The organism is Pseudomonas thivervalensis (genome assembly GCF_001269655.1).
GTDB classification, from domain to species: domain Bacteria; phylum Pseudomonadota; class Gammaproteobacteria; order Pseudomonadales; family Pseudomonadaceae; genus Aquipseudomonas; species Aquipseudomonas thivervalensis.
Genome location: NZ_LHVE01000004.1, coordinates 113,869 through 137,089 on the forward strand (window position 1 = coordinate 113,869; position 23,221 = coordinate 137,089).

A 23,221-nucleotide genomic window follows, 5' to 3' on the forward strand; every position below is an offset into this window, starting at 1 on the left:
CCAGGCCTGCAGTTATTTCCCAGGCACCAGGGTCAACCGCGTCTTGCCATAGGCCCGATCGAAGTTCTGCGATTGCAACGGCAGGCTCTGGTACTGCCCCTTGATCCACGGATCGATGCCATTGGCATAGTGCGGGCTGACCGGGTTGCCGGACTGGCCGGCACCGTCCTGGATCATCAACGGTTCAGGCTGGCCGAAGTCGACGATAAAGCGCAGGGCCGGCGCCAGGGTGGTGTTGAAATCCTGGCCCCAGGCAAACGCCGCCGTGTTGAGCGTGGTGGCGTCGCCACCGGCCGGCAGCGGGCCGCGTACGATCTGGCCGTTGCTGTTCTTCCACGCGTAGCGATGCAACTGGCCCCATTGCCAGGCCTTGTGGTCACCGCCCAACTGGCTGTCACCGGCGCTGATGGCGGCGGCCAGGCTGCGGGCGAGGATGACGGCCTTGTCTTCTTTCTGAGGGGTGCGCACATCGTCCCAGAACGGGCTGTCTTCGCGCCCCAGCAGATGATCGGCCTGGGCCGAGTAGGACAATTGGCCATTGGCGACCAGCGCCTGCCACGCCGGACTGCTGTCCGGGCCCAGCTCGTCAAGGAAAATCTGCTTCATGCTTTCTTGCAGGAACAGCGCATAGATCGCCGCGTCGGCGGAGGTCGGGTTGAGCCGGCCATCGAATGCCATCAAGCGGGTGTAGGCCTCGCGAGCCTTGGCCCGGTCAGCCACTGGCAGGGCTTCGATCGCCTGTTTGAGGGGCTGGGTCATGCCCGGGGCTTCGAAGACGCGCTTGAGCTTGGCCGCGAATGTCGTGCTCTGGTCGTATTGCATGGCGGTCAGGCTGCGGGTGTCGTGCTTGCCCGCACCGGCTAGCTCGGCCATGCGTTCGCCACGCTCCGGTGCGCCCCAGGAGTTGGACAACTGCATGCCGTAGCCGTGGGGAATGACCCGTTGGTTGGCGGTGCCGAGCCAGCCCTGGGCGGGGTCTTGATCGTAGGGGTGCAGCATCGGATCGGCGTAGCCGTCCCAATCGTAGCGACCGTCCCAACCCGGCGACGGCAACAGGCCTTCGCCTTCACGGCGGTTCGGGTAGCGACCGGTGACTTGCCAGCCGATATGGCTGGCGTCGGCAAAGACCAGGTTCACCGCCATGGCGCGGATTTCCCGGCTGGCGTCGGAGGCTTTCTCGACGTTCTGTGCCCGGGACAGGTCGAAGAACGCATCCAGGGTCTTGTCGTCGGTGAAGCTCGGCGTCTGCAAGGCCAGGCCAAAGCCGTTGGCCATGGCCGGACCCTGGGCGCTGTTGAGCAGCGGACCGTGGCGGGTTTCGAACACCGCCTCACGAATCGGCCGCTGGCCTTTGATGAAATAGGTTTCGTTGCGCACGATCGCCGGCTGCCATTTGCCGTTGACCTCGTAGGACAGGCTGTTGCCCTGGCGACGGATTTTTTCCAGGAACAGGTCCTGGTTGTCTCCCAGCACGCTGGTCATGCTCCAGGCCACTTTACCGTTGAACCCGGCCAGGATCATCGGGATGCCCGCTACGGAAACCCCGGCTGCCTGATACTTTGGCGCGCGGATTTGTACAGGGCTCCACAGCCCTGGCATGCCCAGCGGCCCGTGGCTGTCGCTGGCAAGCAGGCTCTTGCCGCTGCGGCTGCGTTGCGGCGCGATGGCCCAGTTGCTTGAAGACGCAGCACCCAACAGATTCAGTCCAGCCAACTGCCCGGTGGCCTTGCTCAGCTCGTTCAGGCCTGGGATCTGGCCGTTGAGGCGCAGGCCCTGAAGCTTGTCGGCCTCGGCCACGGGCAGTTGCTCGTCCGGGTAGGACGGGCTCAGCCAGGCGAGTTTGTCGTTTGTGACGGTCTGGGCCAGCACCAGGCTGGCAATTTCTTCCGGCAGGTTGGCCGACTGGCTGAAATTCAGCAGGCAGAACATCAGCGCCGAATCTTCCGGCTTCCAATATTCAGGTTTGTAACCCGTGGCGGCCAGGTCAGATGGAAACTTGTCGCGATAACGGAACAGGTAGGCGTTGACGCCCCGGGCATAGACTTCGAAGAAGCGCTTGAGCCGTGGCGAAGACGCCTTGTACAGCTCGTCGGCGTTTTTCTTCAGGTTGACGGCGCGCATGTAGCGATCGACGTCCAGCCGTTCGGCGCCGGACATCTCGGCCAACCGCCCCTGGGCCAGCAGGCGCAGGGTCACCATCTGGGTGATGCGGTCGCTGGCATGGACGTAGCCGAGGGTGAACAAGGCGTCATGGAAGCTGTTGCTTTCGATCAGCGGCATGCCCGTGGCATTGCGCCGGACCGAGACGTTCTGCGCCAGCCCCTTGAGCGGTTGCACACCGGAAGTGGGCGGGACCGTGTCCTGGGCATTCCAGGTCTGGCATCCGCTCAAACCGAGCACACTGGCCACCGCGGCGGCAACGCCGAGCCGGGGGATGAGGGAAATAGAGGCTGGCGAGGCCATGGCAAAGCTCCTGCGGGAGGGGGGTGGCACCAATAAAGGCGCTACGTTAGTGAGCAGGCGGGGGCCGCGCAAGCGGGGGCGAGGGTTATTTGTTGATTTGGCGATGAAAGCCCTGGACCGGGTCACCGCTTTTGCGCGAAGGCTTGCCTGTTGGCAGAGGTGATGCTCAAGTGTGAGGCATTCAAAGACCGAGCAAGAGAGACCCGGCATGGAGCTACAGCACGGCGCGGCGCTGATCCTCATCGATCAACAAAAAGGCATCCTTCACCCCAGGCTCGGCCCGCGCAACAATCCCGAGGCCGAGCTGCGCATGCTGGAACTGTTGGCTTTCTGGCGACACACGGCGCGACCGGTGATTCATGTCCATCACTTGTCCCGCTCGCCGGACTCGGTGTTCTGGCCGGGACAGTCGGGGGTGGAGGTCCAACCCCGGTTCGAACCCATGGTTGGGGAATGGTCGGTGCAAAAACAGGTGCCGGATGCGTTCAGTGGCACGCATCTGGAGCAAGATCTGCGCAAGGCCGGTATCAGGCAACTGGTGATCGTCGGCGTGGCGACGCACAACTCGGTGGAGTCCACGGCGCGTACGGCCGGAAACCTGGGATTCGACACGTGGGTGGCCGAGGATGCCTGCTTTACCTTCGACAAGAGCGATTACTTCGGTAACGCCCGTTCGGCGGCCGACGTGCATGCCATGTCCCTGGGCAACTTGCACGGTGAGTATGCGACGGTGGTGGGTGTGGAGCGGATTCTGCAGGCGGGCTGACAGATAGGCATTGAATGCGTCGGCCTCATCGTCGGATCGCCGCCCGGAGCAAGCTCGCTCCCACAGGGGTTGAAAGCGGCACGGTCCCGTGGCGAGGGAGCTTGCTCCCGCTGGGGCGCGCAGCGGCCCCAAAAAAGCGATGAGCGCTTCGCACTCAAGCGGGAGCAAGCTCCCTTGCCACAAAAAGCTTCCAAGCCATCACACCCTGGATTGGTTAATGGCAACACTGTGGGAGCGAGCTTGCTCCGGGCGGCGATCCGACGATGACGGTCTAACAGGCGAAAAAGTTTTTCGCCCGGACCCTCAAGCCCCGTGGCACTTCTTGAATTTCTTGCCATTGCCGCACGGGCAAGGGTCGTTGCGACCGACATCCTTCAGGGCGTTGCGTACCGGCTCCTGGTGGGCGTGGCCGCAGTTCGGGCCGTGGACGTGGCCGTGGTCATGATCGTGGTGATGGTCGTGATCGTGGTTGCAATCAGGGCCGTGGACGTGGGGTTGCTGGGTCATCGGGGTTACTCCGCAATTAAATCGGCGGCGATTATCACGCCATTGCGCTCCAGGTGCACGTAGTGGGCGATGAATAATCCGGTTTCCAGCTCACCTTCCAGACGATAGGGGATCTGTTCCCGGGGTTTTTCCAGCAGCTTCACCAGTTCTCGCACCTGCGGCCACAGGTTGGTGCGCACCGGCACCTTGAAGTAGGCACTGTGTCGGGGGCGCACGGTGAACCAATGTTCATGCTCGCCTTCGGTCAGCAACAGGTCACCCAAGTGGACACGGTAGGTCAGGCCGCGAACGGTGAGGTCGCTGTCGCCGGGGTTGTCGACGCGAAAGTGCAGCATGAACCGCTGTTCCACCAGCCGTGCCCGGATCACCTCGACCTTGACCAGATGCACCTGGGGCCCAGGGGCTTCATCCCCTCGCCAGGAGGCACAGCCGCCGAACCCGACGAACAGCAGCAGGCAGGTGACGCGCAGCAAGAAGGATGGAAGGGTCATGTCCGTGCCTCTGGTTTATCCCCAGTCTAGCCCTATGGGCTGCAGGAGGAGCGTCGGACGTTTCCGAAAAATCAGCGATTGAAGTATCCGGCGCAGCATTTCTTGAATTTGTACCCGCTGCCGCATGGACAATCGTCGTTGCGTCCCGTCTTCACCGGTACGGTCGGGTCGATGAAGTACCAACGCCCGTCGTTCTGCACGAACGAGGACTGTTCTCGGTGGCTATGCTCGCCCTGGCCATCGTGCCAGCGCGCCGTGAACGTGACGAAGGCGTGTTCCGGTTTACCGCCGAACACTTCGCTGCTTTCCACCTCCAGCCCCAACCAGGTGCTGTTGGCGCTCCACTCGCTGATGGATTGGCGATCGAGGCCTTGTTGCTGGGCGGGCAGGGTGGTGGCGACCAGATAATCCACCAGGCCCAGCACATAGGCGCTATAGCGCGAGCGCATCAAGGCTGCGGCGCAGGGGGCTGGATGGCCGTCGTGGTAGTGGCCGCAGCAGGCGTCCAGTGAGTTGCCACTGCCGCAGGGGCAAATGGGTGAGTGCGAGCTTGTGTTCACGGTTACCACCAATATTTTCCAAAATTTTCCGGGTTGGCCCAGAAACGTGAATTGAGCCAGTCGGGGACTTGTTTGTATTCAAGCAGATCGTAGGTGAACAGGGTCAGCACCTGATCTTCGCGCTGGAATCGCTCGCTGGCTTGCAGGGCCAGGGAAAAAAAGTCCGTCTCTTGCCAGCCGCAGGCATTGAGGTCGGCCAGCACGGCGATGCGGCTGGCGTTGAGGTTGCGGATGCCGCCCAGCAGGTTCAGACCGTCGCGCTTGGGCAAATGCTCCAGGCAATCGAGCGCCAGGGCCAGGTCAAAACGCCGCGCCGCCACGTCCGCCGGCAGCGCGCCGGGGCCGGCGTGGACCACTTCGGTGTCGGGATGGGCCTGCTGGAAGGCTTCGAGTGCGGGAAAGCCGCTGGCACCGATCAGCAGCAGTGTTTGCGGGGCATAACGGTCAAGCACGGCCGCCAGGGCTTGCTGGGGTGTGCGCGAAGAAATGGCAACGGTCATCGAAGTTCCTCAGTCAGAACCACCACGATAGCCTGCCCGGACAGCATGGCCTAGAGCGGTTTGTCCCTGAATGTGCGCAAACGTCGCAAACACGGGGCGAAAACCCGCGATTACTCAGGCTGGCGCAGATTCGAAGTCGGGTCTTTACTCCCCTGAATCGGCGCCAAGCCGATCCCTCAAGGAGAAACCCGATGAGCATAGTTCGGACAGCGTTACCCCTGGTTCTGCTAACCAGTGTGTTGACTGGTTGCGCAGGTTTGCAGAAAACCGACTGGCCGACCTGTGCGGCCGTCGGCGGAGCGATCGGCGCCGGATTAGGCGCGATCGAAAGTACCTCCTGGGCTGGCGGCGGCGCGCTGTACGTTGGCGGCATGGCAGCGGCTTATTGCTGGGTGCACGGTGACGGCGACGAAGACGGCGATGGCGTGCCGGACAGCCGTGACAAGTGCCCGGGCACACCGAAGGGCGTGCAGGTCGATGCCGACGGTTGCCCGCCACCCGCCCCGGCGCCGGTGGTCGAAGAGCCGGTCGTGGTCAAAGAAGAAACCATCGTGATCCGCGACGTGCACTTTGAGTTCAACAAAGCCACGCTGACCCCAGGCGACAAAGACGTACTGAGCGCGGTCGCCACCCGACTGAAACAGGAAACGTCCACCGCGAAACTGAGTGTCACCGGCCACACCGACAGCGTCGGCAGCGATGCCTACAACCAGAAACTGTCGGAGAAACGGGCCAACTCGGTGGTGAAATACCTGGTCGAAAACGGCGTGCCGCAGGCCAGTTTCGTCTCGGTGTCCGGCGCCGGTGAGAGCCAGCCGGTGGCCGATAACAAGACCGCCGACGGCCGCGCGATGAACCGTCGCACGGAAATCAGGATAAACCGCTGAAACCCTTGTCGTCCGCGGCTTGTTGAGTTGCGGATGCGGGTCTTTACTCCTGTGTGACCGGTATGGGCCGGTGACACAGGAGCCTTCACCATGAACGTTCTAATCAGGGCCGCCTTACCGGTGCTGCTGGCGAGCAGTCTGTTGTCCGGTTGCGCCACTCACAGCGACGGCGGCGCCCCCCTCAATCAACGCACCTGGCCAATCTGTAGCCTGATCGGCGGCCTCGTCGGCGGCGGTTTGGGGGCCATTGAAAGCAGCGGATGGGCCGCTGGCGGCGCCGCATTGGGGCTGCTGGGCGGTGGTTTGATCTGCTACGCCCAGGATGGCGATGAAGACGACGACGGCGTCTTCGACCGCCGCGACCGTTGTCCCGATACCCCGGCCAATACCCCTGTCGAGCATCACGGTTGCCCGGTGCCGCAATACCCGGCCAGCGCGCCACCGGTCGAACCGCAAGCACCGGCTAGCGAGGTCATCACCCTCAACGACGCGGGCAAGGTGCTGTTCGATTTCGACAAATCCGATCTCACCGCAGACGCTCGAAGCCAGCTCGATGGGCTGATGGGCAAACTCAGCCATGCCAATGTCGCCAGCATCCGGGTGGTGGGCCACACCGACAGTGTCGGCAGTGATGCCTATAATCAAGGGCTGTCCGAGCGTCGGGCCAGCAGCGTCGTGGAGTACTTGCTGACCCAGGGGCTGGCCCCCGACAAACTCACCAGCGAAGGCAAGGGCGAAAGCGAGCCGGTGGCCGACAATGAGACCGACGAAGGGCGCGCGCAGAATCGCCGGGTAGAATTGCATCTCCAGCGCTGAGGTGCGGGCCAGAGCTGCCGGTTCGTCGGGAGGGCGATCCGGCCGGCCGGGGCTCGGATTAGATTAAATTTGCCTGGCCCTCTGGCTTATCCGGCGCGCAAGCCGTTACTGTGCGCGCAAAGAATAATTCTCAACAGGGGGGCGTATGAAGGTGTTTTGGGGGCTGGGGCGCTTGTTGACCCTGCTGTTCTGGCTGGTGGTGCTGGTCAATCTGGTCCTGCCGTTCGTCCATCCGTTGCATCTGTTGGTCAACGTCGCCGGCGCGTTTTTATTGACGCTCCATCTACTGGAATTGCTGTTGTTCCGGGCCAGTTTCCGTGGCCGCCCCGCGCCAGGTCGTGATCGCCTCAGAGTGCTGTTGTTCGGCATCTTTCACCTGCAAACCCTCCCGACCGCGCCAGAGGCTTCCCATGCGTAAATTGTGTCTACTTGCCGCTCTCGTCTGCCCGTGGGCTTCGGCCCAGGTGCTCCAGGTCGAAGGTCATTCGCTGATGCGCCTGCCCAACACCACCAGTACCCTGACCCTGGAACGCCTGGACGTGGCTGACTACGGCACGCTGCTGGTGCCTTCCAATGTCACCGAACTGTCCATCGACCAATTGCACCTGGGGCGTGAAGCTCGGATCGCGATCGTGCCGGCGCAGCAAGTATTGGAATTGAAAGTGGCCCAGGCTGAATTGGCCGAGGGCAGCCAGATCACGTCACGCGGCGCACCGGGAACCTACACCAAGGCTGCGCGGCCAGGGCGCGATCTCAACCTGCGTTTCAAGGCGTTGAATGCGCCGTTATTGTCGGTGGATGCCCGTGGCGGCACCGGTGCACCGGGTTACGTCGGTCTTGACGGTGCCAATGGCCAGGCGCCGGGTTGCACCTGGGGTTCGGCCGGTCGCGGTGCCGACGGCAGCAATGGCAGTAATGGCCAGCCGGGCGCCGCTGGAGCGCAGGTACGGCTCGAACTGCCCCGGGCCTACCCTGCCGAGCAGATCAAGGTGACGGTGGACGGCGGTGCCGGTGGCGCGGCGGGACACGGCGGCAAACCCGGGGCAGGAGGCAAGGCCAAGGGCTGCGTGGTCTATACTGCGGATGGCGGCAAAAGCGGCCGTCCTGGCGCCGATGGCCAGCCAGGGCCTGCCGGAGCGGCGGGGACGGTGACGGTGCAGCGGTTCTGAACGTATGACGAATCTAATGTGGGAGCGGGCTTGCTCGCGAAGAGGGCGTGTCAGGTTAATCAGCATTGACTGACCCACCGCCTTCGCGAGCAAGCCCGCTCCCACAAGTTCTGTGTGATGCCGCCGATTTTTCAGAACAGCGGCCGTGCCGCGCCAATCGCCACCACCAGCAACCCGATCAACAGGTTGATCCCCACCAGCCTGCGAATCTTCCCCAGCACCGCGGCACCCGCCGGCCAGTCCTGCGCCGTCACCGCGTTACGCAATGCCGGCAGTTGCAGGCCCTGGATGCGGATAAACAACGCCGTCATCACCACATACAACCCCATCATCACCTGCACATAACGCGGCGCGGTTTCGAAACCGGCGAAGCGCAGGTGGATCAGGCCTACGCCGCTGATCGGCAAAAGCACCACCGCCACCCAGACCCAGACGAAAAAACGCTGAAACACTTCTACCCACAGCTTGAGCCGGGCAGGGCCCTCTAGCGCCGTGATTGCTGCGGGGCGCAGGATCATCCAGGCGAAGAACATGCCGCCGACCCAGATCAGGGCCGCCAGTAAATGCAGGGTGTAGACGAGGGCAAAGGGTGTCATTGGGTTACTCCGTTCTGCGCAGGATTCATTAGCGGGGTATGATAGCCGCCGATCCGAACCACTGAAAATTTATCCAGCGTTTTTAGCGCCCGACCATTCATGATCAGCACCGAACTCAAAACCACGATCCAGGGCGCCTATTCGCGTTTTCTCGAAGCCAAGAGCCTCAAGCCGCGATATGGCCAGCGCCTGATGATTGCCGAAGTGGCAAAAGTCCTGGGTGACATCGACACCGACGACGAAGGCCGGCGCAGCGGCGAGCCCGCCATCGTGGCGGTGGAGGCCGGCACCGGTACCGGCAAGACCGTGGCGTACAGCCTGGCGGCGATTCCGACTGCCAAGGCCGCTGGCAAACGCCTGGTGATCGCCACGGCCACCGTCGCCCTGCAGGAGCAGATCGTCTACAAGGACCTGCCCGACCTGATGCGCAACAGCGGGCTGAACTTCACGTTCGCGCTGGCCAAGGGGCGCGGGCGCTACATGTGCCTGTCCAAGCTCGACATGTTGCTCCAGGAAGGCCATGCGCAGACCGCCACGGCCCAGTTGTTCGAAGAAGAAGGCTTCAGGATCGAGGTCGATGAGGCCAGCCAGAAGCTGTTTACCAGCATGATCGAGAAGCTGGCCGGCAATAAATGGGACGGCGACCGCGACAGTTGGTCCACGGCCCTGGAAGACGCCGACTGGTCCCGCCTGACAACCGACCATAGCCAGTGCACCAACCGCCATTGCCCGAACTTCGGCCAATGTGCCTTCTACAAGGCCCGCGAAGGCATGGGCAAGGTCGACGTCATCGTCACCAACCACGACATGGTCCTGGCCGACCTGGCCTTGGGCGGCGGTGCGGTGCTGCCGGACCCACGCGACACGATCTACGTGTTCGACGAGGGCCATCACCTGCCGGACAAGGCCATCGGCCATTTCGCCCATTACACGCGACTGCGTTCCACCGCCGACTGGCTGGAAACCACCGCCAAGAACCTTACCAAGTTGCTGGCCCAGCATCCGTTGCCGGGTGACCTGGGCAAGTTCATCGAGCAAGTGCCGGAGCTGGCGCGGGAAATCAAGACAAACCAGCAGTTCATGTTCACCGCGTGCGAGCAAGTGGCCGATTTCAAGCCCGGCGAAGACGTCGAGGGCCGCGAGCGGCCACGCCACCGCTTTGTCGGTGGGGTGATCCCCGAACACATGCGCGAAATGGGCATCGAGCTCAAGAAAGGTTTCGCGCGCCTGACCGACCTGTTCACGCGTCTGACCGACCTGCTCAAGGAAGGCATGGACGGCGAGGTCAACATCGGTATCGCCAGCAACCAGGCCGAGGAGTGGTACCCGCTGTTCGGCAGCCTGTTGTCCCGCTCACAGGGCAACTGGGAGCTGTGGACGGCCTTCACCGCCGAAGACCCGGAAGACAACCCGCCGATGGCGCGGTGGTTGACCCTGGCCGAAAGCGGTTCGCTGTTCGACATCGAGGTTAATGCCAGCCCGATTCTCGCGGCGGAAATGCTGCGTCGCAACCTGTGGAACGTGGCCTACGGCGCGCTGGTGACCTCCGCCACGCTGACCGCCCTGGGCACGTTCGACCGCTTCCGCATGCGCGCCGGCCTGCCGAAGAAAGCCGTGACCGCCGTGGTCCCGAGCCCCTTCCATCACGCCGACGCCGGTGTGCTGCGGGTGCCGGACCTCAAGGCCGACCCCCGGGATGCGGCCGGCCATACGGCGGCGATCATCCGTGACCTGCCGGAACTGGTGGAAGGCTCACGGGGCACCCTGGTGCTGTTTTCCTCGCGCAAGCAGATGCAGGACGTGTTCGACGGCCTTGATCGTGACTGGCGCAAGCAGGTGTTCATCCAGGGCAACCTGTCGAAGCAGGAAACCCTGAACAAGCACAAGGCACGGGTCGACGGTGGTGATTCCAGCGTGTTGTTCGGCCTGGCGAGCTTCGCCGAAGGCGTGGACTTGCCCGGTGCCTATTGCGAGCACGTGGTGATCGCCAAGATCCCCTTCTCGGTCCCCGACGATCCGGTGGAGGCGGCGTTGGCCGAGTGGATCGAAGTCCGGGGTGGCAATCCGTTCATGGAAATCTCCGTACCGGATGCATCGCTGAAGCTGGTCCAGGCGTGTGGCCGCTTGCTGCGCACCGAAGAAGACCGCGGCACCATCACCTTGCTCGACCGCAGGCTGGTGACCCAGCGCTATGGCAAGGCGATCCTCAATGCATTGCCGCCGTTTCGGCGGGAGATTTCCTGATCCGGGCAATGACTTTGCTCTGGCGAGGGCGTTTTTGTACAAGAGGAATTTCTGTAGCAAAAGGAGCTTTTGTGGCGAGGGAGCTTGCTCCCGCTGGGCTCTGTAGGAGCTGGCGAAGCCTGCGATCTTTTTCATCTTGCGCTTGAGACTCAAGTGTCCAGGGAAAGATCGCAGCCTCGCTGCACTCGACAGCTCCTACAACGCACCCCAGCGGGAGCAAGCTCCCTCGCCACAAAGGCCAGCGCCAACCCGGTCAGCCGTCTTGCGGCGGTTCCCAAAACCCTTAATGGCTGGAACAATGCGGCCAGTGCAAAAAAGTGTTCAGTGGAGAGAGGTTACGGGTGCAAATTCAAGGCCATTACGAGCTTCAGTTCGAGGCGGTGCGTGAAGCGTTCGCGGCGCTGTTCGATGATCCCCAGGAGCGCGGCGCGGCGTTGTGCATCCAGGTGGGTGGCCGCACGGTGATCGACCTGTGGGCCGGCACCGCCGACAAGGATGGCCATGAAGCCTGGCACAGCGACACCCTCGCCAACCTGTTTTCCTGCACCAAGACGTTCACTGCCGTCACCGCCCTGCAACTGGTGGCCGAGGGCAAGTTGCAACTGGATGCCCCGGTTGCCCGCTATTGGCCAGCGTTCGCTGCGGCCGGCAAAGCCGCCATCACCCTTCGCCAACTGCTCTGCCATCAGGCCGGGCTCCCGGCATTGCGTGACTTATTGCCGCCCGAAGCGCTTTATGACTGGCAAACCATGGTCGACGCCCTGGCTGCCGAAACACCTTGGTGGACACCGGGCGAGGGCCACGGTTATGCCGCGATCACTTACGGCTGGCTGGTGGGTGAATTGTTACGCCGGGCCGATGGGCGCGGCCCGGGGGAGTCCATCGTGGCGCGCGTCGCCAAACCGTTGGGCCTGGATTTTCACGTGGGCCTGGCCGATGAGGAGTTTCATCGCGTAGCCCATATCGCTCGTGGCAAAGGCAACGTCGGCGATGCGGCGGCCCAGCGCCTGCTGCAGGTGACGATGCGCGAGCCCACGGCCATGACCACCCGAGCCTTCATCAATCCGCCGTCGATCATGACCAGCACCAACAAGCCGGAATGGCGGCGCATGCAGCAACCAGCCGCCAACGGCCACGGCAATGCCCGTAGTCTGGCCGGGTTCTATGCGGGGCTGCTGGATGGCAGTCTGCTGGAAGGTGAAATGCTCGACGAGCTGACTCGCCAGCACAGCTTCGGCGAGGACAAGACGTTGTTGACCCAGACCCGTTTCGGCCTGGGTTGCATGCTCGACCAGCCGGACGTACCGAATGCGACCTACGGCCTCGGCCCACGGGCGTTCGGTCACCCGGGGGCCGGTGGTTCCATCGGGTTTGCCGATCCTGAGCATGATGTCGCGTTCGGCTTCGTGACCAACACGCTCGGGCCTTACGTATTGATGGACCCACGCGCGCAGAACCTTGCGCGGGTGCTTGCCACTTGTCTATAAAACGCCATTGAAGGCCATGGACACAGGAACCTCGTGTCCTTTTCAGTTTCCAAGCGTCTGTTTATGCGGCCAGAACATGGCCTTGTTTTTTCATTTAGATCATTTTGTGGATATCCAATGTCATCGAATAAAACCCTCGCTCTGGCGCTGTGCTTCGCTATCACCGGTTGCGCACAAACCCCACAAAATGATGCCGAGGGCAGCAGTGGCTGGTGGCCGTTCGGTTCTTCCGACAAGGTCGCGACCAAGGAAACGGCGCCAGCGGCGCCCCTGAAGCCAGCCGCCGTCGCGCCGCAAGCCAAGGCCGAGAGCGCCAGCCATTGGTGGTGGCCGTTCTCTTCCGAGGAAACCGCCGCAGACGCTGCCAGAAAAGTCGAAGCAAAAGCAGAGGCCAAGCCTGAAACCAAGGCGCCGCAGGCCGTTGCCAAGGCCGAAGCCGAAAGCAACGGCAAGTGGTGGTGGCCGTTCGGTGGCAAGGATCAGGAAACCGCCAAGGCGGTGCCGATGCCCGATCCGAAAGTCACCCAGGCCTGGCTTGACGACTACGAGCCGAAACTGCGCACCGCCATCAAGGACAGCAAGCTCGAACTCGAGCGCCGCGACAATGTGCTGGTGGTTACCGCGCCCGTGGACGGCTCGTTCAACCCGGACCGTCCGGCCATGCTGCTGCCCGTGACCCTCGGCCCGTTCACCCGCGTGGCGAAGATCCTCGAAGCCGATCCGAAGACCGCCGTGCTGATCCTCGGTCACGCCGACACCTCGGGCGCGGCACCGGCCAACCTCAAGCTCAGCCAGGAGCGTGCCCAGTCCGTGGCAGCGATTTTCCGCCTCAGCGGCCTGCAACGTGATCGCCTGATGCTGCGCGGCATGGGCGCAGTGGCGCCACGTGCGGCCAATGACAGCGTTGAAGGGCGCGCCTTGAACCGTCGTGTGGAACTGCTGGTCACGCCAGCCAACACCATGGTTGCGCTGCTGAGCAAATACAACATGCCGGCCCCGGCCCCGGTGACCATGGTTGCCGCCCAGGATGTGAAGCCTGCTGCCCCGGCCCCTGCGCCCGCGGCTAAAAAAGCAGTGGCCTCGACCACCAAAGCCTCGGCCAAGAAAGCACCGGCCAAAAAAGCCGCGACCAAGGCGCCTGCAAAGAAGGCTCCGGCCAAGCCCGCCACCCCGGCGAAGAAACCCCAACCGGCCAAAGCCGCCACCGATACCAAGAAAGTCGCGGCCGCCGAGACCCCGAAGCAGTGATGGGCTAACCACAAGGAACGCGCCATGACCCAACCGCTGGCTGATATGCGCCGCGACTACACCCGCGACGGCTTGACCGAGGCACAAGCCCCGGCCGAGCCGTTTGCACTGTTCCACCAATGGTTCGCCGACGCGGTGAAAACCGAACAGGCCCCGGTGGAGGCCAACGCCATGACCCTGGCGACGGTGGATGCAGACGGGCGCCCGCATTGCCGAATCCTGTTGCTCAAGGGCCTGGATGCCCTGGGCTTCACGTTCTTCACCAACTACGACAGCGCCAAGGGGCAGCAACTGGCCGCGAATCCGTTCGCGGCCATGACGTTTTTCTGGCCGGCCCTGGAACGCCAGGTGCGCATCGAAGGCAAAGTGGTCAAGGTCACGGCGCAAGAGTCGGACGCCTATTACCAGGTTCGCCCGCTGGGCAGCCGTCTCGGCGCCTGGGCTTCACCCCAGAGCCGGGTGATTTCAGGGCGTGCGGAGCTGGATGATTTGCTCAAGGCCACCGAGCAACGCTTCAGCGACAGCCAACCCCACTGCCCGGAGCATTGGGGCGGTTACCGCTTGTTGCCCGAGCGCATCGAGTTTTGGCAGGGCCGCCCGAGCCGCCTGCATGATCGCCTCAACTATCGCCTGCAAGGGGCGAACTGGACTCTCGAGCGCCTGGCGCCTTAACGGGATAACTTGCCGCAGCGGTTTGCAGCCATTGCGGCAGGTCCCGGCGCTTGATGCCTTGCTCCCGGGCGCGGGTCAATTGTTGCAGCATATAGGTCCTTTTCTGCTCATCCTGCCCCGCCAGCGACAGCGCCAGGTCGCGGTCCATCCAGCGTTTGATCCGCACGTACAGCCACCCGTGGAAGTACAGGCCGGCCACGGTGGTCATGACGATAATGAAATAATCCATGAAAAAATCCCTGGGTTGATGACGCAGGTTTTGTAAATTGGCGCTACTGTTTGGTGAATTTTTCCGGTGCGCCTGTATCCCACCTGAATGAAAACAATTTTATCCCGGCCAGGCCGTGACAGGCGTCAAGCTGGGGAGTTTAATGAATCCCTGTCTTTTGGAGTTGATGCTATGCGTAAGTCTGTTTTGCTGGTTGCTTCCTTTTCCACGATGGCGATGTTGCTCACTGGCTGTCAGTCGAGCCTGACCGGTGACTCCTACTCCCGTGACGAAGCGCGTCGCGTGCAGACGATTCGCATGGGGACTATCGAATCCCTGCGTCCGGTCAAGATCGAAGGCACCAAGACCCCGATCGGCGGTGCGGCCGGTGCCGTGGTCGGTGGTGTAGGCGGCAGCGCCATCGGCGGTGGCCGTGGCAGTATTGTCGCTGCCGTGATCGGTGCTGTGGCGGGTGGCCTGATTGGTTCCGCCACTGAAGAAGGCCTGACCCGTACCCAGGGTGTGGAAATCACTGTGCGTGAAGATGACGGCAGTATGCGTGCCTATGTGCAGCAGGTTCAGGAGAACGAGGTGTTCCGTGTGGGTGAGCGGGTTCGTATTTCCACTGTCGGTGGTACGAGTCGCGTATCGCACTAAGCTTGGTTAGGTAAGAGAAAAAACGGCGATTCTTCCTCAATGGGATAGCGCCGTTTTTTTATGGCTTTGTTTCGGGGGACGGGGTGTATATCCGTTTCTTCGGTAACGGCTGCTTAGGGTTCCGCCCTGACGGCGGGTCACTTTTGAAGAGCGCAAAAGTAACCAAAACGCTCTTGCCCCACCACTCGGTGCCTCGCCTAGGCTCGGCATGCCTGAACGAAGGCCTTGCTCCGTGGGCCCGCCGCGAAGGGCCATCCATGGCCCAGCGCGGCTACCTCGGCATCCATGCCGAGGTGCCCACTGCGCAAGGCCTTCGTTCAGCCATCGTGGTCAACGGGGCGCCCCAGATCAAAAACAAAGCGAGGCGGCCTGATAGCCGACCTGGCTCTTGATGGGGACCGCGTTTCTCCTGTGGGAGCGAGCTTGCTCGCGAAGAGGCCAGCAAGCCCAGTATCCATGTGACTGAACCACCGCCATCGCGAGCAAGCTCGCTCCCACATTCAATCTTCAGCGGACACAGAATTCATATCCAACACACCTCCTGTGGGAGCGGGCTTGCTCGCGAAGAGGTCAGCACATCCAGCATCATCATTGACTGTGACGCCGCCTTCGCGAGCAAGCCCGCTCCCACAGGAGAAACGCGGTCCCCATCAAGAGCCAGGTCGGCTATCAGGCCGCCTCGCGGTAGCCGTTGATCTCGGACGCCCCGTTAACCACGCTGGCCGAACGCAGGCATTGTGGAGTGGGTATCCCGGCATGGATGCCGGGATAGCCGCGCTGGGCCATGGATGGCCCTTCGCGGCGGGCCCACGGAGCAATGCCGGAGTGAGGGCACACCGAGCCTTAGCGAGGTGCCGAGTGGTGGGGCAAAAGCGTTTTGGTTACTTTTGCGCTCTTCAAAAGTGACCCGCTGTAAGAGCGGAACCCTAAGTGGCCGTTACCGCAGCAATGGATATGCCCCCCTTCCTGGCAGCCAGAAATCAGCCAGGCAATGCAGACGGCTTACGACTGGCCACCGCCGTCACCGCATAACCCACCAACGCCGCCAGGATCGACCCAGTGAGAATCCCCATCCGGTCCATGCCGGCGTAGTCGCTGACCCCAGGCTCGAACGCGAGGGAGCCAACGAACAGGCTCATGGTGAACCCGATCCCACACAGGATTGCCACCCCCAGGATCTGCCCCCAATTGGCCCCAAGGGGCAGGCTGGCGATGCCGATTTTCACCGCCAGCCAGGTCAGGCCAAAGACGCCGACGGTCTTGCCCAGCAACAGGCCGATGGCGATGCCCATCGGCACGTGATGGGTGAAGCTCTCGACGGTAACGCCGCTCAGGGACAGGCCGGCGTTGGCGAAGGCGAACAGCGGCAGGATCCCATAGGCCACCCAGGGATGCAGGGCATGTTCCAGGGTCAGCAGCGGCGAGGTCTCGGCGTTTTTCGTGCGCAACGGAATGCAGAACGCCAAGGTCACACCGGCCAGGGTGGCATGGACACCGCTCTTGAGTACGCAGACCCAGAGAATCAGCCCCACGACCATGTAGGGCCCGAGCTTGACCACGCCCATCCGGTTCATCGCCACCAGCGCGGCGATGCACGTGGCCGCCAGCATGAGCGACAAGGTCGAGAGGGCGCCGGAGTAGAAGATGGCGATGATGATAATGGCGCCCAGGTCGTCGATGATCGCCAGGGTCATCAGGAACAGCTTGAGCGACACCGGCACCCGCTTGCCGAGCAAGGCCAGCACACCGAGGGCGAATGCGATGTCGGTGGCGGTCGGAATCGCCCAGCCCGCGAGGGCGGGAGGATTGTCGCGGTTGAGAAACCAATAGATCAGGGCGGGCACCACCATGCCGCCAATCGCCGCCGCGCCCGGCAGGACGATTTGCGAAGGTTTCGACAGTTGCCCGTCGAGGACCTCGCGCTTGACCTCGAGGCCGATGAGCAGGAAGAACATCGCCATCAGGCCGTCGTTGATCCATAGCAGCAAGGGCTTGGCGATCTTCAACGCGCCGACCTGGGCGACCACCGGGGTGTCGAGCAGGCCGTTGTACAGCCAGGACAGCGGCGAATTGTTGATGACCAGTGCCAGCACGGCGGCAGCGATCAGCAGCAGGCCGCTGGCAGCCTCCAGTTGAAAAAAACGTGTCAGAGAATTGCGTAGAGCCACGATCGCTCTCCATTCATTGAATCAAAAAGATGGCACACCCTAACCCGTACTGTTAGTTGTTAAAACAAAAGTTATATTCTTTTTTGTTATATGTCGTTACAAGGCCTGCGCCACGCAGTTGGCAGTTACGGGCCATATTGGACCTTAGCTGTACCTGTGCGGGATGTCGGTTTTTTCCTAAGCTGGCGTCTGGCTTTTCCGAACGCCAGCCGTGCCTGTACGACCGCGTGAGTTCCCCGCGCCGAATCGATCCAATGAGAAAACACACCATGAACGACCCTCGTCAGTGGGCCCGTGAAGCGATCCGCATCATCGAGGCCGACTTCCAGCGCAGCGCCGATACCCACCTGATTCCGCTGCCGCTGCCTGGCCTGCCGGGCATCGAGCTGTACTTCAAGGATGAGTCCAGCCATCCCACCGGCAGCCTCAAGCATCGGTTGGCGCGTTCGCTGTTTCTCTACGCGTTGTGTAACGGCTGGCTCAAGCCTGGTGCTCCGGTGATCGAGGCCTCCAGCGGCTCGACGGCGATTTCCGAGGCTTACTTCGCCAGGTTGCTGGGCCTGCCGTTCATTGCGGTGATGCCGGCGACCACCTCCAAGGAAAAAATCGCGCAGATCGCGTTCTATGGCGGCCAGAGCCATTTGGTAGACGATCCGACGCAGATCTACGCCGAGTCCGAACGCCTGGCCCGCGAGCATGACGGGCACTTCATCGACCAATTCACCTATGCCGAGCGCGCCACGGACTGGCGGGCCAATAACAATATCGCCGAATCGATCTTCCAGCAGATGCGTTTCGAGCGGCATCCGGAGCCCGCTTGGCTGATTTCCAGCCCCGGCACCGGCGGCACCACGGCGACGTTGGGCCGCTATGTCCGTTACCGCCAGCATGGCACCCGCGTGCTGTGTGCCGACGCCGAGCGTTCGGTGTTCTTCGACTACTACCGCAGTGGTGACGCCAGCCTGCGCCTGGATTGCGGTTCGCGCATCGAAGGCATCGGCCGGCCACGGGTCGAGGCATCATTCTTGCCAAAAGTCATCGATGCGATGGTCAAGGTGCCGGACGCCTTGTCGCTGGCGGCCATGCATTACCTGGCCCAGCGCTTGGGACGACGGGTCGGCGGGTCCAGCGGCACCAACCTGATCGGCGCACTCATGGCGGCCCGGCAGATGGCAGATGCGGGGGAGTCGGGGTCGATCGTGGCGATTTTGTGTGACGGTGGCGAGCGCTACGCCACGACCTATTACGACCCGGCGTGGCTCAAGGCCCAAGGCTATGAGCTGAGCGGGCTAATGGACATCGTGGCGGCGAGCGTGGAACGGGGCGAGGCGTTGCCGCAGAGCGTGTTGCGGGCGAACATCTAATCTTGAAAACCCTGAGATCCCTTGTGGGAGCGAGCTTGCTCGCGATAGCGGTGGACCAGTCGACATCGGTATTGAAGGTCAGGCCGCCATCGCGAGCAAGCTCGCTCCCACAGGGGAAAATGCTGTTACTTCAGGCCTGAAGTGAACAGCATCGGCTCCCAAAGGCGCCTCTGTCAGGCCTCGAGACCGAGGATATCCCGTGCCACTGCTTCGGCAATCCGAATCCCGTCCACCCCCGCCGACAGGATCCCGCCTGCATAACCGGCGCCTTCACCCGCCGGGAACAGACCCTTGACGTTCAGGCTCTGCAGCGACTCGTTGCGGGTGATGCGCAGGGGCGATGAGGTGCGGGTTTCGATGCCGGTCAGCACTGCGTCGTGCAGCGAGTAGCCGCGAATCTGTTTCTCGAACGCCGGCAAGGCCTCGCGGATGGCTTCGATGGCGAAGTCCGGCAGGGCCAGCGCCAGGTCACCCAGTGCTACCCCGGGCTTATAGGAAGGTTCGACGCTGCCCAGTGCCGTAGACGGCTTGCCGGCGATGAAATCGCCCACCAGTTGCGCCGGAGCCTCGTAGTTGCTGCCGCCGAGCACGAACGCGTGGGATTCCAGGCGTTCCTGCAACTCGATCCCGGCCAGCGGGCCACCCGGATAATCCACTTCCGGGGTAATGCCGACCACGATGCCGGAGTTGGCGTTGCGCTCATTGCGCGAATACTGGCTCATGCCGTTGGTCACGACGCGGTTCGGCTCGGACGTCGCGGCCACCACGGTGCCGCCCGGGCACATGCAGAAGCTGTACACCGAACGACCATTCTTGGCGTGGTGCACCAGCTTGTAGTCGGCGGCGCCGAGTTTCGGATGGCCGGCATACTTGCCCAGGCGCGCGCTGTCGATCAGCGATTGCGGGTGTTCGATGCGAAAGCCCACGGAGAATGGCTTGGCTTCCATGTACACGCCACGGCTGTGGAGCATACGGAACGTGTCCCGAGCGCTGTGGCCGAGAGCGAGGATCACGTGTTTCGAATGAATCTGCTCACCGTTGGCCAACTCGACGCCCACCAGTTGACCGTCTTCGATCAAAACGTCGGTGACCCGTTGCCCGAAGCGCACTTCGCCGCCCAGGGCGCGGATCTGCTCACGCATGGTTTCCACCACGCCTGTCAGGCGGAACGTGCCGATGTGCGGTTTGCTGACGTAGAGGATTTCTTCCGGCGCCCCAGCCTTGACGAACTCGTGCAGGACCTTGCGGCCAAGGAACTTCGGGTCCTTGATCTGACTGTAGAGCTTGCCGTCGGAAAACGTCCCTGCGCCGCCTTCACCGAACTGCACATTGGATTCGGGATTGAGCACGCTTTTGCGCCACAGGCCCCAGGTGTCCTTGGTGCGCTGGCGCACTTCCGGGCCACGTTCGAGGATGATCGGCTTGAAGCCCATCTGCGCCAGCAACAGGGCGGCGAAGATCCCGCACGGGCCGAAGCCGACCACGATTGGTCGCTCACTCAGGTCGGCCGGCGCCTGGCCCACCACTTTGTAACTGACATCCGGCGCTTCGTTGACGTTACGGTCATCGGCGAACTTGCGCAGCAGGCTGGCCTCATCGCGCACCGTCAGGTCGATGGTGTAGATGAAGCACAGTTCGGAGGATTTCTTGCGCGCGTCGTAGCTGCGCTTGAACAGGGTGAAGTCGAGCAGGTCATCGCTGGCGATGCCCAGGCGCTGCACGATGGCAGGGCGCAGGTCTTCTTCGGGGTGATCGATTGGCAGCTTGAGTTCGGTGATTCGTAACATGGCGGGGTCCGGTTCGCGGGATGCACAACTGCACCAGGGCGTGAACCGGCGATTATAAGCCAAAAGCTGCGAATCAGTCGTCGCGCGCGCCACCGAAGTAGGCGCAGCCGCGCTGGACCTGGCCGTTGACCCGCAATTCGGCGCTCATGTGTTGCACACTGCCGCTGACGCTGTCGACACAACGCGCAGGTGTGACCCAAAGCTCGACTTTCTGGCCGTTGGCCTCGGTGCCGAGGTTGAAGCGGCCATCGCCCAATTGCTCCTCGACGTAAGGCACCGCCAGCGGCGGTTGGCCTTCGCGATCCAGCACCAGGCCCTTGCCACTGGCGTTGAGCGTCCATTCAGGGCCGTGTCCCGCAGCGCGCAGGATCACGCGTTTGAAATCAACATCGTCGCAAGCCGTTCCCGAGCGTTCCAGGCGATACAGTTGTTCAATGTCCAACTGACTGTCGGCGCCGGCCGCTGCGCTGGAAGCGATACGGCCACGGACATCGGCAAACAGCTTGCCCTGGTCATCGGCCAGGCTGGCGGCCTGTTGCAGTACGCTGGTGCCACCGCTGTCGTTGACGATGTAGCGGCGTTGTTCCTGGCACGGCTGGAACACCAGCTTGCCATCAGCGGCCGTGAGCTCGCCCTGCATGCGCGACTGGCCAGCGTGGGAGGCGCTCTGGCGTGGCGCCTCGAGCAATTGACAGGCGGTGAACAGCGGCAGGAGGGCGACAAACAGCAGGGAGCGGGCGGCACGCATCATTGGGTCTCCAGACAAGTGCCGCCACGTTACCCAGACTGATCCGACATCACAACCCGTAGAAGCGGTGTAGGAGCTATGTAGGAGCGGTGTAGGAGCTGTCGAGTGCAACGAGGCTGCGATCTCCCCCCAGACACTTGAATCCCAAGCGAAAGAATCAAAAGATCGCAGCCTGCGGCAGCTCCTACGGGTAGAGCGTCGGTCAGCCCACGTGAAAGGTCTGACCGGTTTGCAGGCCTTCGACGCTCTTGGCGTAGGCCAATGCCACATCCGCAGCGGGAACGGGTTTGAAACCGCGGAAATAAGGCGCGTATTTGTCCATGGCTTCCAGTAGCACGTTCGGGCTCACCGAGTTGACCCGCAAACCCCGTGGCAACTCGATTGCCGCGGCGCGCACGAAACTGTCCAGGGCACCGTTGACCAGGGCTGCCGACGCGCCGCTCTTGATCGGATCGTGGCTGAGCACGCCGGTGGTGAAGGTGAAGGACGCACCGTCGTTGGCAAATTCGCGGCCGATCAGCAGCAGGTTGACCTGGCCCATCAGCTTGTCTTTCAAGCCCAGGGCAAAGCTGTCTTCGGTCATGTCCGCCAGGGACGCAAAGGTGACATTGCCGGCGGCACAGACCAGGGCATCAAAACCGCCGGTCTTTTCGAACAGGGCGCGAATCGAGGCGCTGTCGCTGATATCCACCTGCAATTCACCGCTGTGGCGGCCGATCCGAACGATTTCATGGCGGGGCGACAGTTCGTTATCGATGGCCGAACCGATGGTGCCGTTGGCGCCGATCAACAGGATTTTCATGAGCTGTTCCTCAATGGGTTGAATGAGTTTTCAGTCTAGAGGGGTTCTTTCCATTGATAATCATGCTAATAGGCAACCTTTAGTTTTTATTTGGAAACAATCCAATGAGCGAAATGGATGACCTGGCGGCGTTTGCCGTGTTGATGGAGGCCGGCAGTTTCACCCTGGCGGCCCAGCAGTTGGGGTGCAGCAAGGGCCAGTTGTCCAAGCGCATCAGTCTGTTGGAGAGCCGGTTCTCGGTGGTGTTGTTGCAACGCACCACGCGGCGCTTGAGCCTCACCGCGGCAGGGGCGGCGTTGTTGCCTCAGGCTCAGGCGCTGTTGGTCCAGGTGGAAAGGGCGCGTCAGGCATTGGCGCGGTTGAAGGATGACATTTCCGGGCCGGTGCGTATGACGGTTCCGGTTTCATTGGGCGAAACCTTCTTCGAAGGCTTGCTGATGGAGTTCGCGCGCACGTATCCCAACGTGCAGATCGAACTGGAGCTCAACAACGGTTACCGTGACTTGAGCCGCGATGGCTTCGACCTGGCGATCCGTTCCGATGCCGCCGTCGATGAACGGCTCGTGGCGCGGCCATTGCTGGCGTGGCACGAAATGACCTGCGCCAGCCCGGCCTACCTCGAACGCTATGGCGAACCCGAGACGCCCTTGGCCCTGGCCGAGCACCGCTGCCTGCTCAACAGCCACTACAGCGGCCGCGAAGAATGGCTTTACCACCAGCAACACGAACTGTTGCGGGTCCGAGTGTCGGGGCCGTTCGCCAGCAATCACTACAGCCTGCTGAAAAAAGCTGCCCTGGCCGGCGCCGGAATTGCCCGGTTGCCTTCGTACCTGCTGCATGGCGAATTGGCCGACGGACGTCTGCATTGGCTGCTGCGCGACTACCAGACCCGGCGCATGCCGATGTACCTGGTGCACCCCTACCAGGGCGGCCTGCCCAAGCGCACCCAGGTGCTGGCTGATTATTTGATCGATTGGTTCAAGCGCAGCGGCGAGGCGTTGGATCGGCTGTAACGATGGCCCATCCACTAGACAGTCCCTTGTGGGAGCGAGCTTGCTCGCGATGGCGGCGGCACATCCAA

At 62.6% G+C, this 23,221-nt stretch carries 23 protein-coding genes; 12 read left to right on the forward strand and 11 right to left on the reverse strand.

Features of this window, described 5'->3' with window-relative positions:
* Nucleotides 1-12: 12 nt before the first annotated feature.
* Nucleotides 13-2,463: a penicillin acylase family protein gene (locus tag AD659_RS05295; protein WP_053118999.1), complete on the reverse strand. Its 2,451-nt coding sequence runs from the start codon at nucleotides 2,461-2,463 to the stop codon at nucleotides 13-15.
* A 208-nt stretch (nucleotides 2,464-2,671) separates the two neighbouring features.
* On the opposite strand from AD659_RS05295, the gene AD659_RS05300 reads away from it, so the two are divergent.
* A complete protein-coding gene (locus tag AD659_RS05300; RefSeq protein WP_053119001.1) occupies nucleotides 2,672-3,229 on the forward strand; it encodes a cysteine hydrolase family protein in 558 nt (185 codons plus the stop codon).
* Between the two features lie 303 nt (nucleotides 3,230-3,532).
* Here AD659_RS05300 and AD659_RS05305 read toward each other — a convergent pair whose 3' ends face one another.
* From AD659_RS05305 to AD659_RS05320, 4 genes are all read right to left on the reverse strand, one after another.
* Nucleotides 3,533-3,736 (reverse strand): SEC-C metal-binding domain-containing protein, encoded by a 204-nt coding sequence (locus AD659_RS05305; protein WP_003198420.1) that lies wholly within the window; start codon nucleotides 3,734-3,736, stop codon nucleotides 3,533-3,535.
* A 5-nt stretch (nucleotides 3,737-3,741) separates the two neighbouring features.
* Complete coding sequence (locus AD659_RS05310; RefSeq protein ID WP_053119003.1) at nucleotides 3,742-4,227, reverse strand: LEA/WHy family protein; 486 nt, start codon at nucleotides 4,225-4,227, stop codon at nucleotides 3,742-3,744.
* Nucleotides 4,228-4,298: 71 nt separating this feature from the next.
* Nucleotides 4,299-4,787 carry a YchJ family protein gene (locus AD659_RS05315; RefSeq protein ID WP_053119210.1) on the reverse strand — a complete coding sequence of 163 codons (489 nt, stop codon included), beginning with the start codon at nucleotides 4,785-4,787 and terminating at the stop codon, nucleotides 4,299-4,301.
* Between the two features lie 2 nt (nucleotides 4,788-4,789).
* The gene (locus tag AD659_RS05320) at nucleotides 4,790-5,287 is read right to left on the reverse strand and encodes a DUF6231 family protein (protein ID WP_053119005.1); all 498 of its coding nucleotides are present in this window, start codon (nucleotides 5,285-5,287) and stop codon (nucleotides 4,790-4,792) included.
* 191 nt (nucleotides 5,288-5,478) lie between these two features.
* Here AD659_RS05320 and AD659_RS05325 point away from each other — a divergent pair, with 191 nt between their 5' ends.
* The 4 genes from AD659_RS05325 to AD659_RS05340 all read left to right on the forward strand — a co-directional run bounded on the left by AD659_RS05325 (nucleotide 5,479) and on the right by AD659_RS05340 (nucleotide 8,159).
* Nucleotides 5,479-6,174 (forward strand): PA1041 family peptidoglycan-binding anchor lipoprotein, encoded by a 696-nt coding sequence (locus AD659_RS05325; protein WP_053119007.1) that lies wholly within the window; start codon nucleotides 5,479-5,481, stop codon nucleotides 6,172-6,174.
* 90 nt (nucleotides 6,175-6,264) lie between these two features.
* Entirely contained in the window at nucleotides 6,265-6,990 is a 726-nt protein-coding gene (locus AD659_RS05330) for a PA1041 family peptidoglycan-binding anchor lipoprotein (protein ID WP_053119009.1), read from the forward strand.
* Nucleotides 6,991-7,135: 145 nt separating this feature from the next.
* Nucleotides 7,136-7,408, forward strand: a complete 273-nt coding sequence (locus tag AD659_RS05335; protein WP_053119011.1) for a DUF1145 domain-containing protein — start codon at nucleotides 7,136-7,138, stop codon at nucleotides 7,406-7,408.
* Nucleotides 7,401-8,159, forward strand: coding sequence for a hypothetical protein (locus AD659_RS05340; RefSeq protein WP_053119013.1), 759 nt, complete (start codon nucleotides 7,401-7,403; stop codon nucleotides 8,157-8,159). Before AD659_RS05335 ends, AD659_RS05340 begins: the two co-directional genes overlap by 8 nt.
* 131 nt (nucleotides 8,160-8,290) lie before the next feature.
* On the opposite strand, the gene AD659_RS05345 is transcribed toward AD659_RS05340, so the two are convergent.
* The gene (locus tag AD659_RS05345) at nucleotides 8,291-8,755 is read right to left on the reverse strand and encodes a CopD family protein (RefSeq protein WP_053119015.1); all 465 of its coding nucleotides are present in this window, start codon (nucleotides 8,753-8,755) and stop codon (nucleotides 8,291-8,293) included.
* A 99-nt stretch (nucleotides 8,756-8,854) separates the two neighbouring features.
* On the opposite strand from AD659_RS05345, the gene dinG reads away from it, so the two are divergent.
* The 4 genes from dinG (at nucleotide 8,855) to pdxH (ending at nucleotide 14,406) form a co-directional block, all read left to right on the forward strand.
* On the forward strand, nucleotides 8,855-10,999 hold the full coding sequence (gene dinG, locus AD659_RS05350; RefSeq protein ID WP_053119017.1) for an ATP-dependent DNA helicase DinG: 2,145 nt from the start codon (nucleotides 8,855-8,857) through the stop codon (nucleotides 10,997-10,999).
* 341 nt (nucleotides 11,000-11,340) lie between these two features.
* Nucleotides 11,341-12,486 carry a serine hydrolase domain-containing protein gene (locus AD659_RS05355; protein ID WP_053119019.1) on the forward strand — a complete coding sequence of 382 codons (1,146 nt, stop codon included), beginning with the start codon at nucleotides 11,341-11,343 and terminating at the stop codon, nucleotides 12,484-12,486.
* A gap of 117 nt (nucleotides 12,487-12,603) precedes the next feature.
* Nucleotides 12,604-13,734: an OmpA family protein gene (locus tag AD659_RS05360; protein ID WP_053119021.1), complete on the forward strand. Its 1,131-nt coding sequence runs from the start codon at nucleotides 12,604-12,606 to the stop codon at nucleotides 13,732-13,734.
* 24 nt (nucleotides 13,735-13,758) lie between these two features.
* Nucleotides 13,759-14,406, forward strand: a complete 648-nt coding sequence (gene pdxH / locus AD659_RS05365) for a pyridoxamine 5'-phosphate oxidase (RefSeq protein WP_053119023.1) — start codon at nucleotides 13,759-13,761, stop codon at nucleotides 14,404-14,406.
* Here the strand turns inward: pdxH and AD659_RS29025 are convergent.
* The gene (locus tag AD659_RS29025) at nucleotides 14,354-14,635 is read right to left on the reverse strand and encodes a hypothetical protein (RefSeq protein WP_063680181.1); all 282 of its coding nucleotides are present in this window, start codon (nucleotides 14,633-14,635) and stop codon (nucleotides 14,354-14,356) included. The genes pdxH and AD659_RS29025 overlap by 53 nt on opposite strands.
* A gap of 171 nt (nucleotides 14,636-14,806) precedes the next feature.
* Here AD659_RS29025 and AD659_RS05370 point away from each other — a divergent pair, with 171 nt between their 5' ends.
* The gene (locus AD659_RS05370; protein ID WP_024776354.1) at nucleotides 14,807-15,271 is read left to right on the forward strand and encodes an outer membrane lipoprotein; all 465 of its coding nucleotides are present in this window, start codon (nucleotides 14,807-14,809) and stop codon (nucleotides 15,269-15,271) included.
* A 980-nt stretch (nucleotides 15,272-16,251) separates the two neighbouring features.
* Here AD659_RS05370 and nhaA read toward each other — a convergent pair.
* On the reverse strand, nucleotides 16,252-17,439 hold the full coding sequence (nhaA, locus tag AD659_RS05375) for a Na+/H+ antiporter NhaA (protein ID WP_053119025.1): 1,188 nt from the start codon (nucleotides 17,437-17,439) through the stop codon (nucleotides 16,252-16,254).
* Nucleotides 17,440-17,708: 269 nt separating this feature from the next.
* On the opposite strand from nhaA, the gene AD659_RS05380 reads away from it, so the two are divergent.
* A complete protein-coding gene (locus AD659_RS05380) occupies nucleotides 17,709-18,803 on the forward strand; it encodes a PLP-dependent cysteine synthase family protein (RefSeq protein WP_053119027.1) in 1,095 nt (364 codons plus the stop codon).
* A gap of 173 nt (nucleotides 18,804-18,976) precedes the next feature.
* Here the strand turns inward: AD659_RS05380 and AD659_RS05385 are convergent, their stop codons facing one another.
* The 3 genes from AD659_RS05385 to AD659_RS05395 form a co-directional block, all read right to left on the reverse strand.
* The gene (locus AD659_RS05385) at nucleotides 18,977-20,590 is read right to left on the reverse strand and encodes an NAD(P)/FAD-dependent oxidoreductase (protein WP_053119029.1); all 1,614 of its coding nucleotides are present in this window, start codon (nucleotides 20,588-20,590) and stop codon (nucleotides 18,977-18,979) included.
* 73 nt (nucleotides 20,591-20,663) lie between these two features.
* Entirely contained in the window at nucleotides 20,664-21,338 is a 675-nt protein-coding gene (locus AD659_RS05390; protein ID WP_053119212.1) for a COG3650 family protein, read from the reverse strand.
* A 202-nt stretch (nucleotides 21,339-21,540) separates the two neighbouring features.
* Complete coding sequence (locus AD659_RS05395; RefSeq protein WP_053119030.1) at nucleotides 21,541-22,140, reverse strand: short chain dehydrogenase; 600 nt, start codon at nucleotides 22,138-22,140, stop codon at nucleotides 21,541-21,543.
* Between the two features lie 104 nt (nucleotides 22,141-22,244).
* Here AD659_RS05395 and AD659_RS05400 point away from each other — a divergent pair, with 104 nt between their 5' ends.
* The gene (locus AD659_RS05400) at nucleotides 22,245-23,153 is read left to right on the forward strand and encodes a LysR family transcriptional regulator (RefSeq protein ID WP_053119032.1); all 909 of its coding nucleotides are present in this window, start codon (nucleotides 22,245-22,247) and stop codon (nucleotides 23,151-23,153) included.
* The last annotated feature ends 68 nt before the right edge of the window (nucleotides 23,154-23,221 follow it).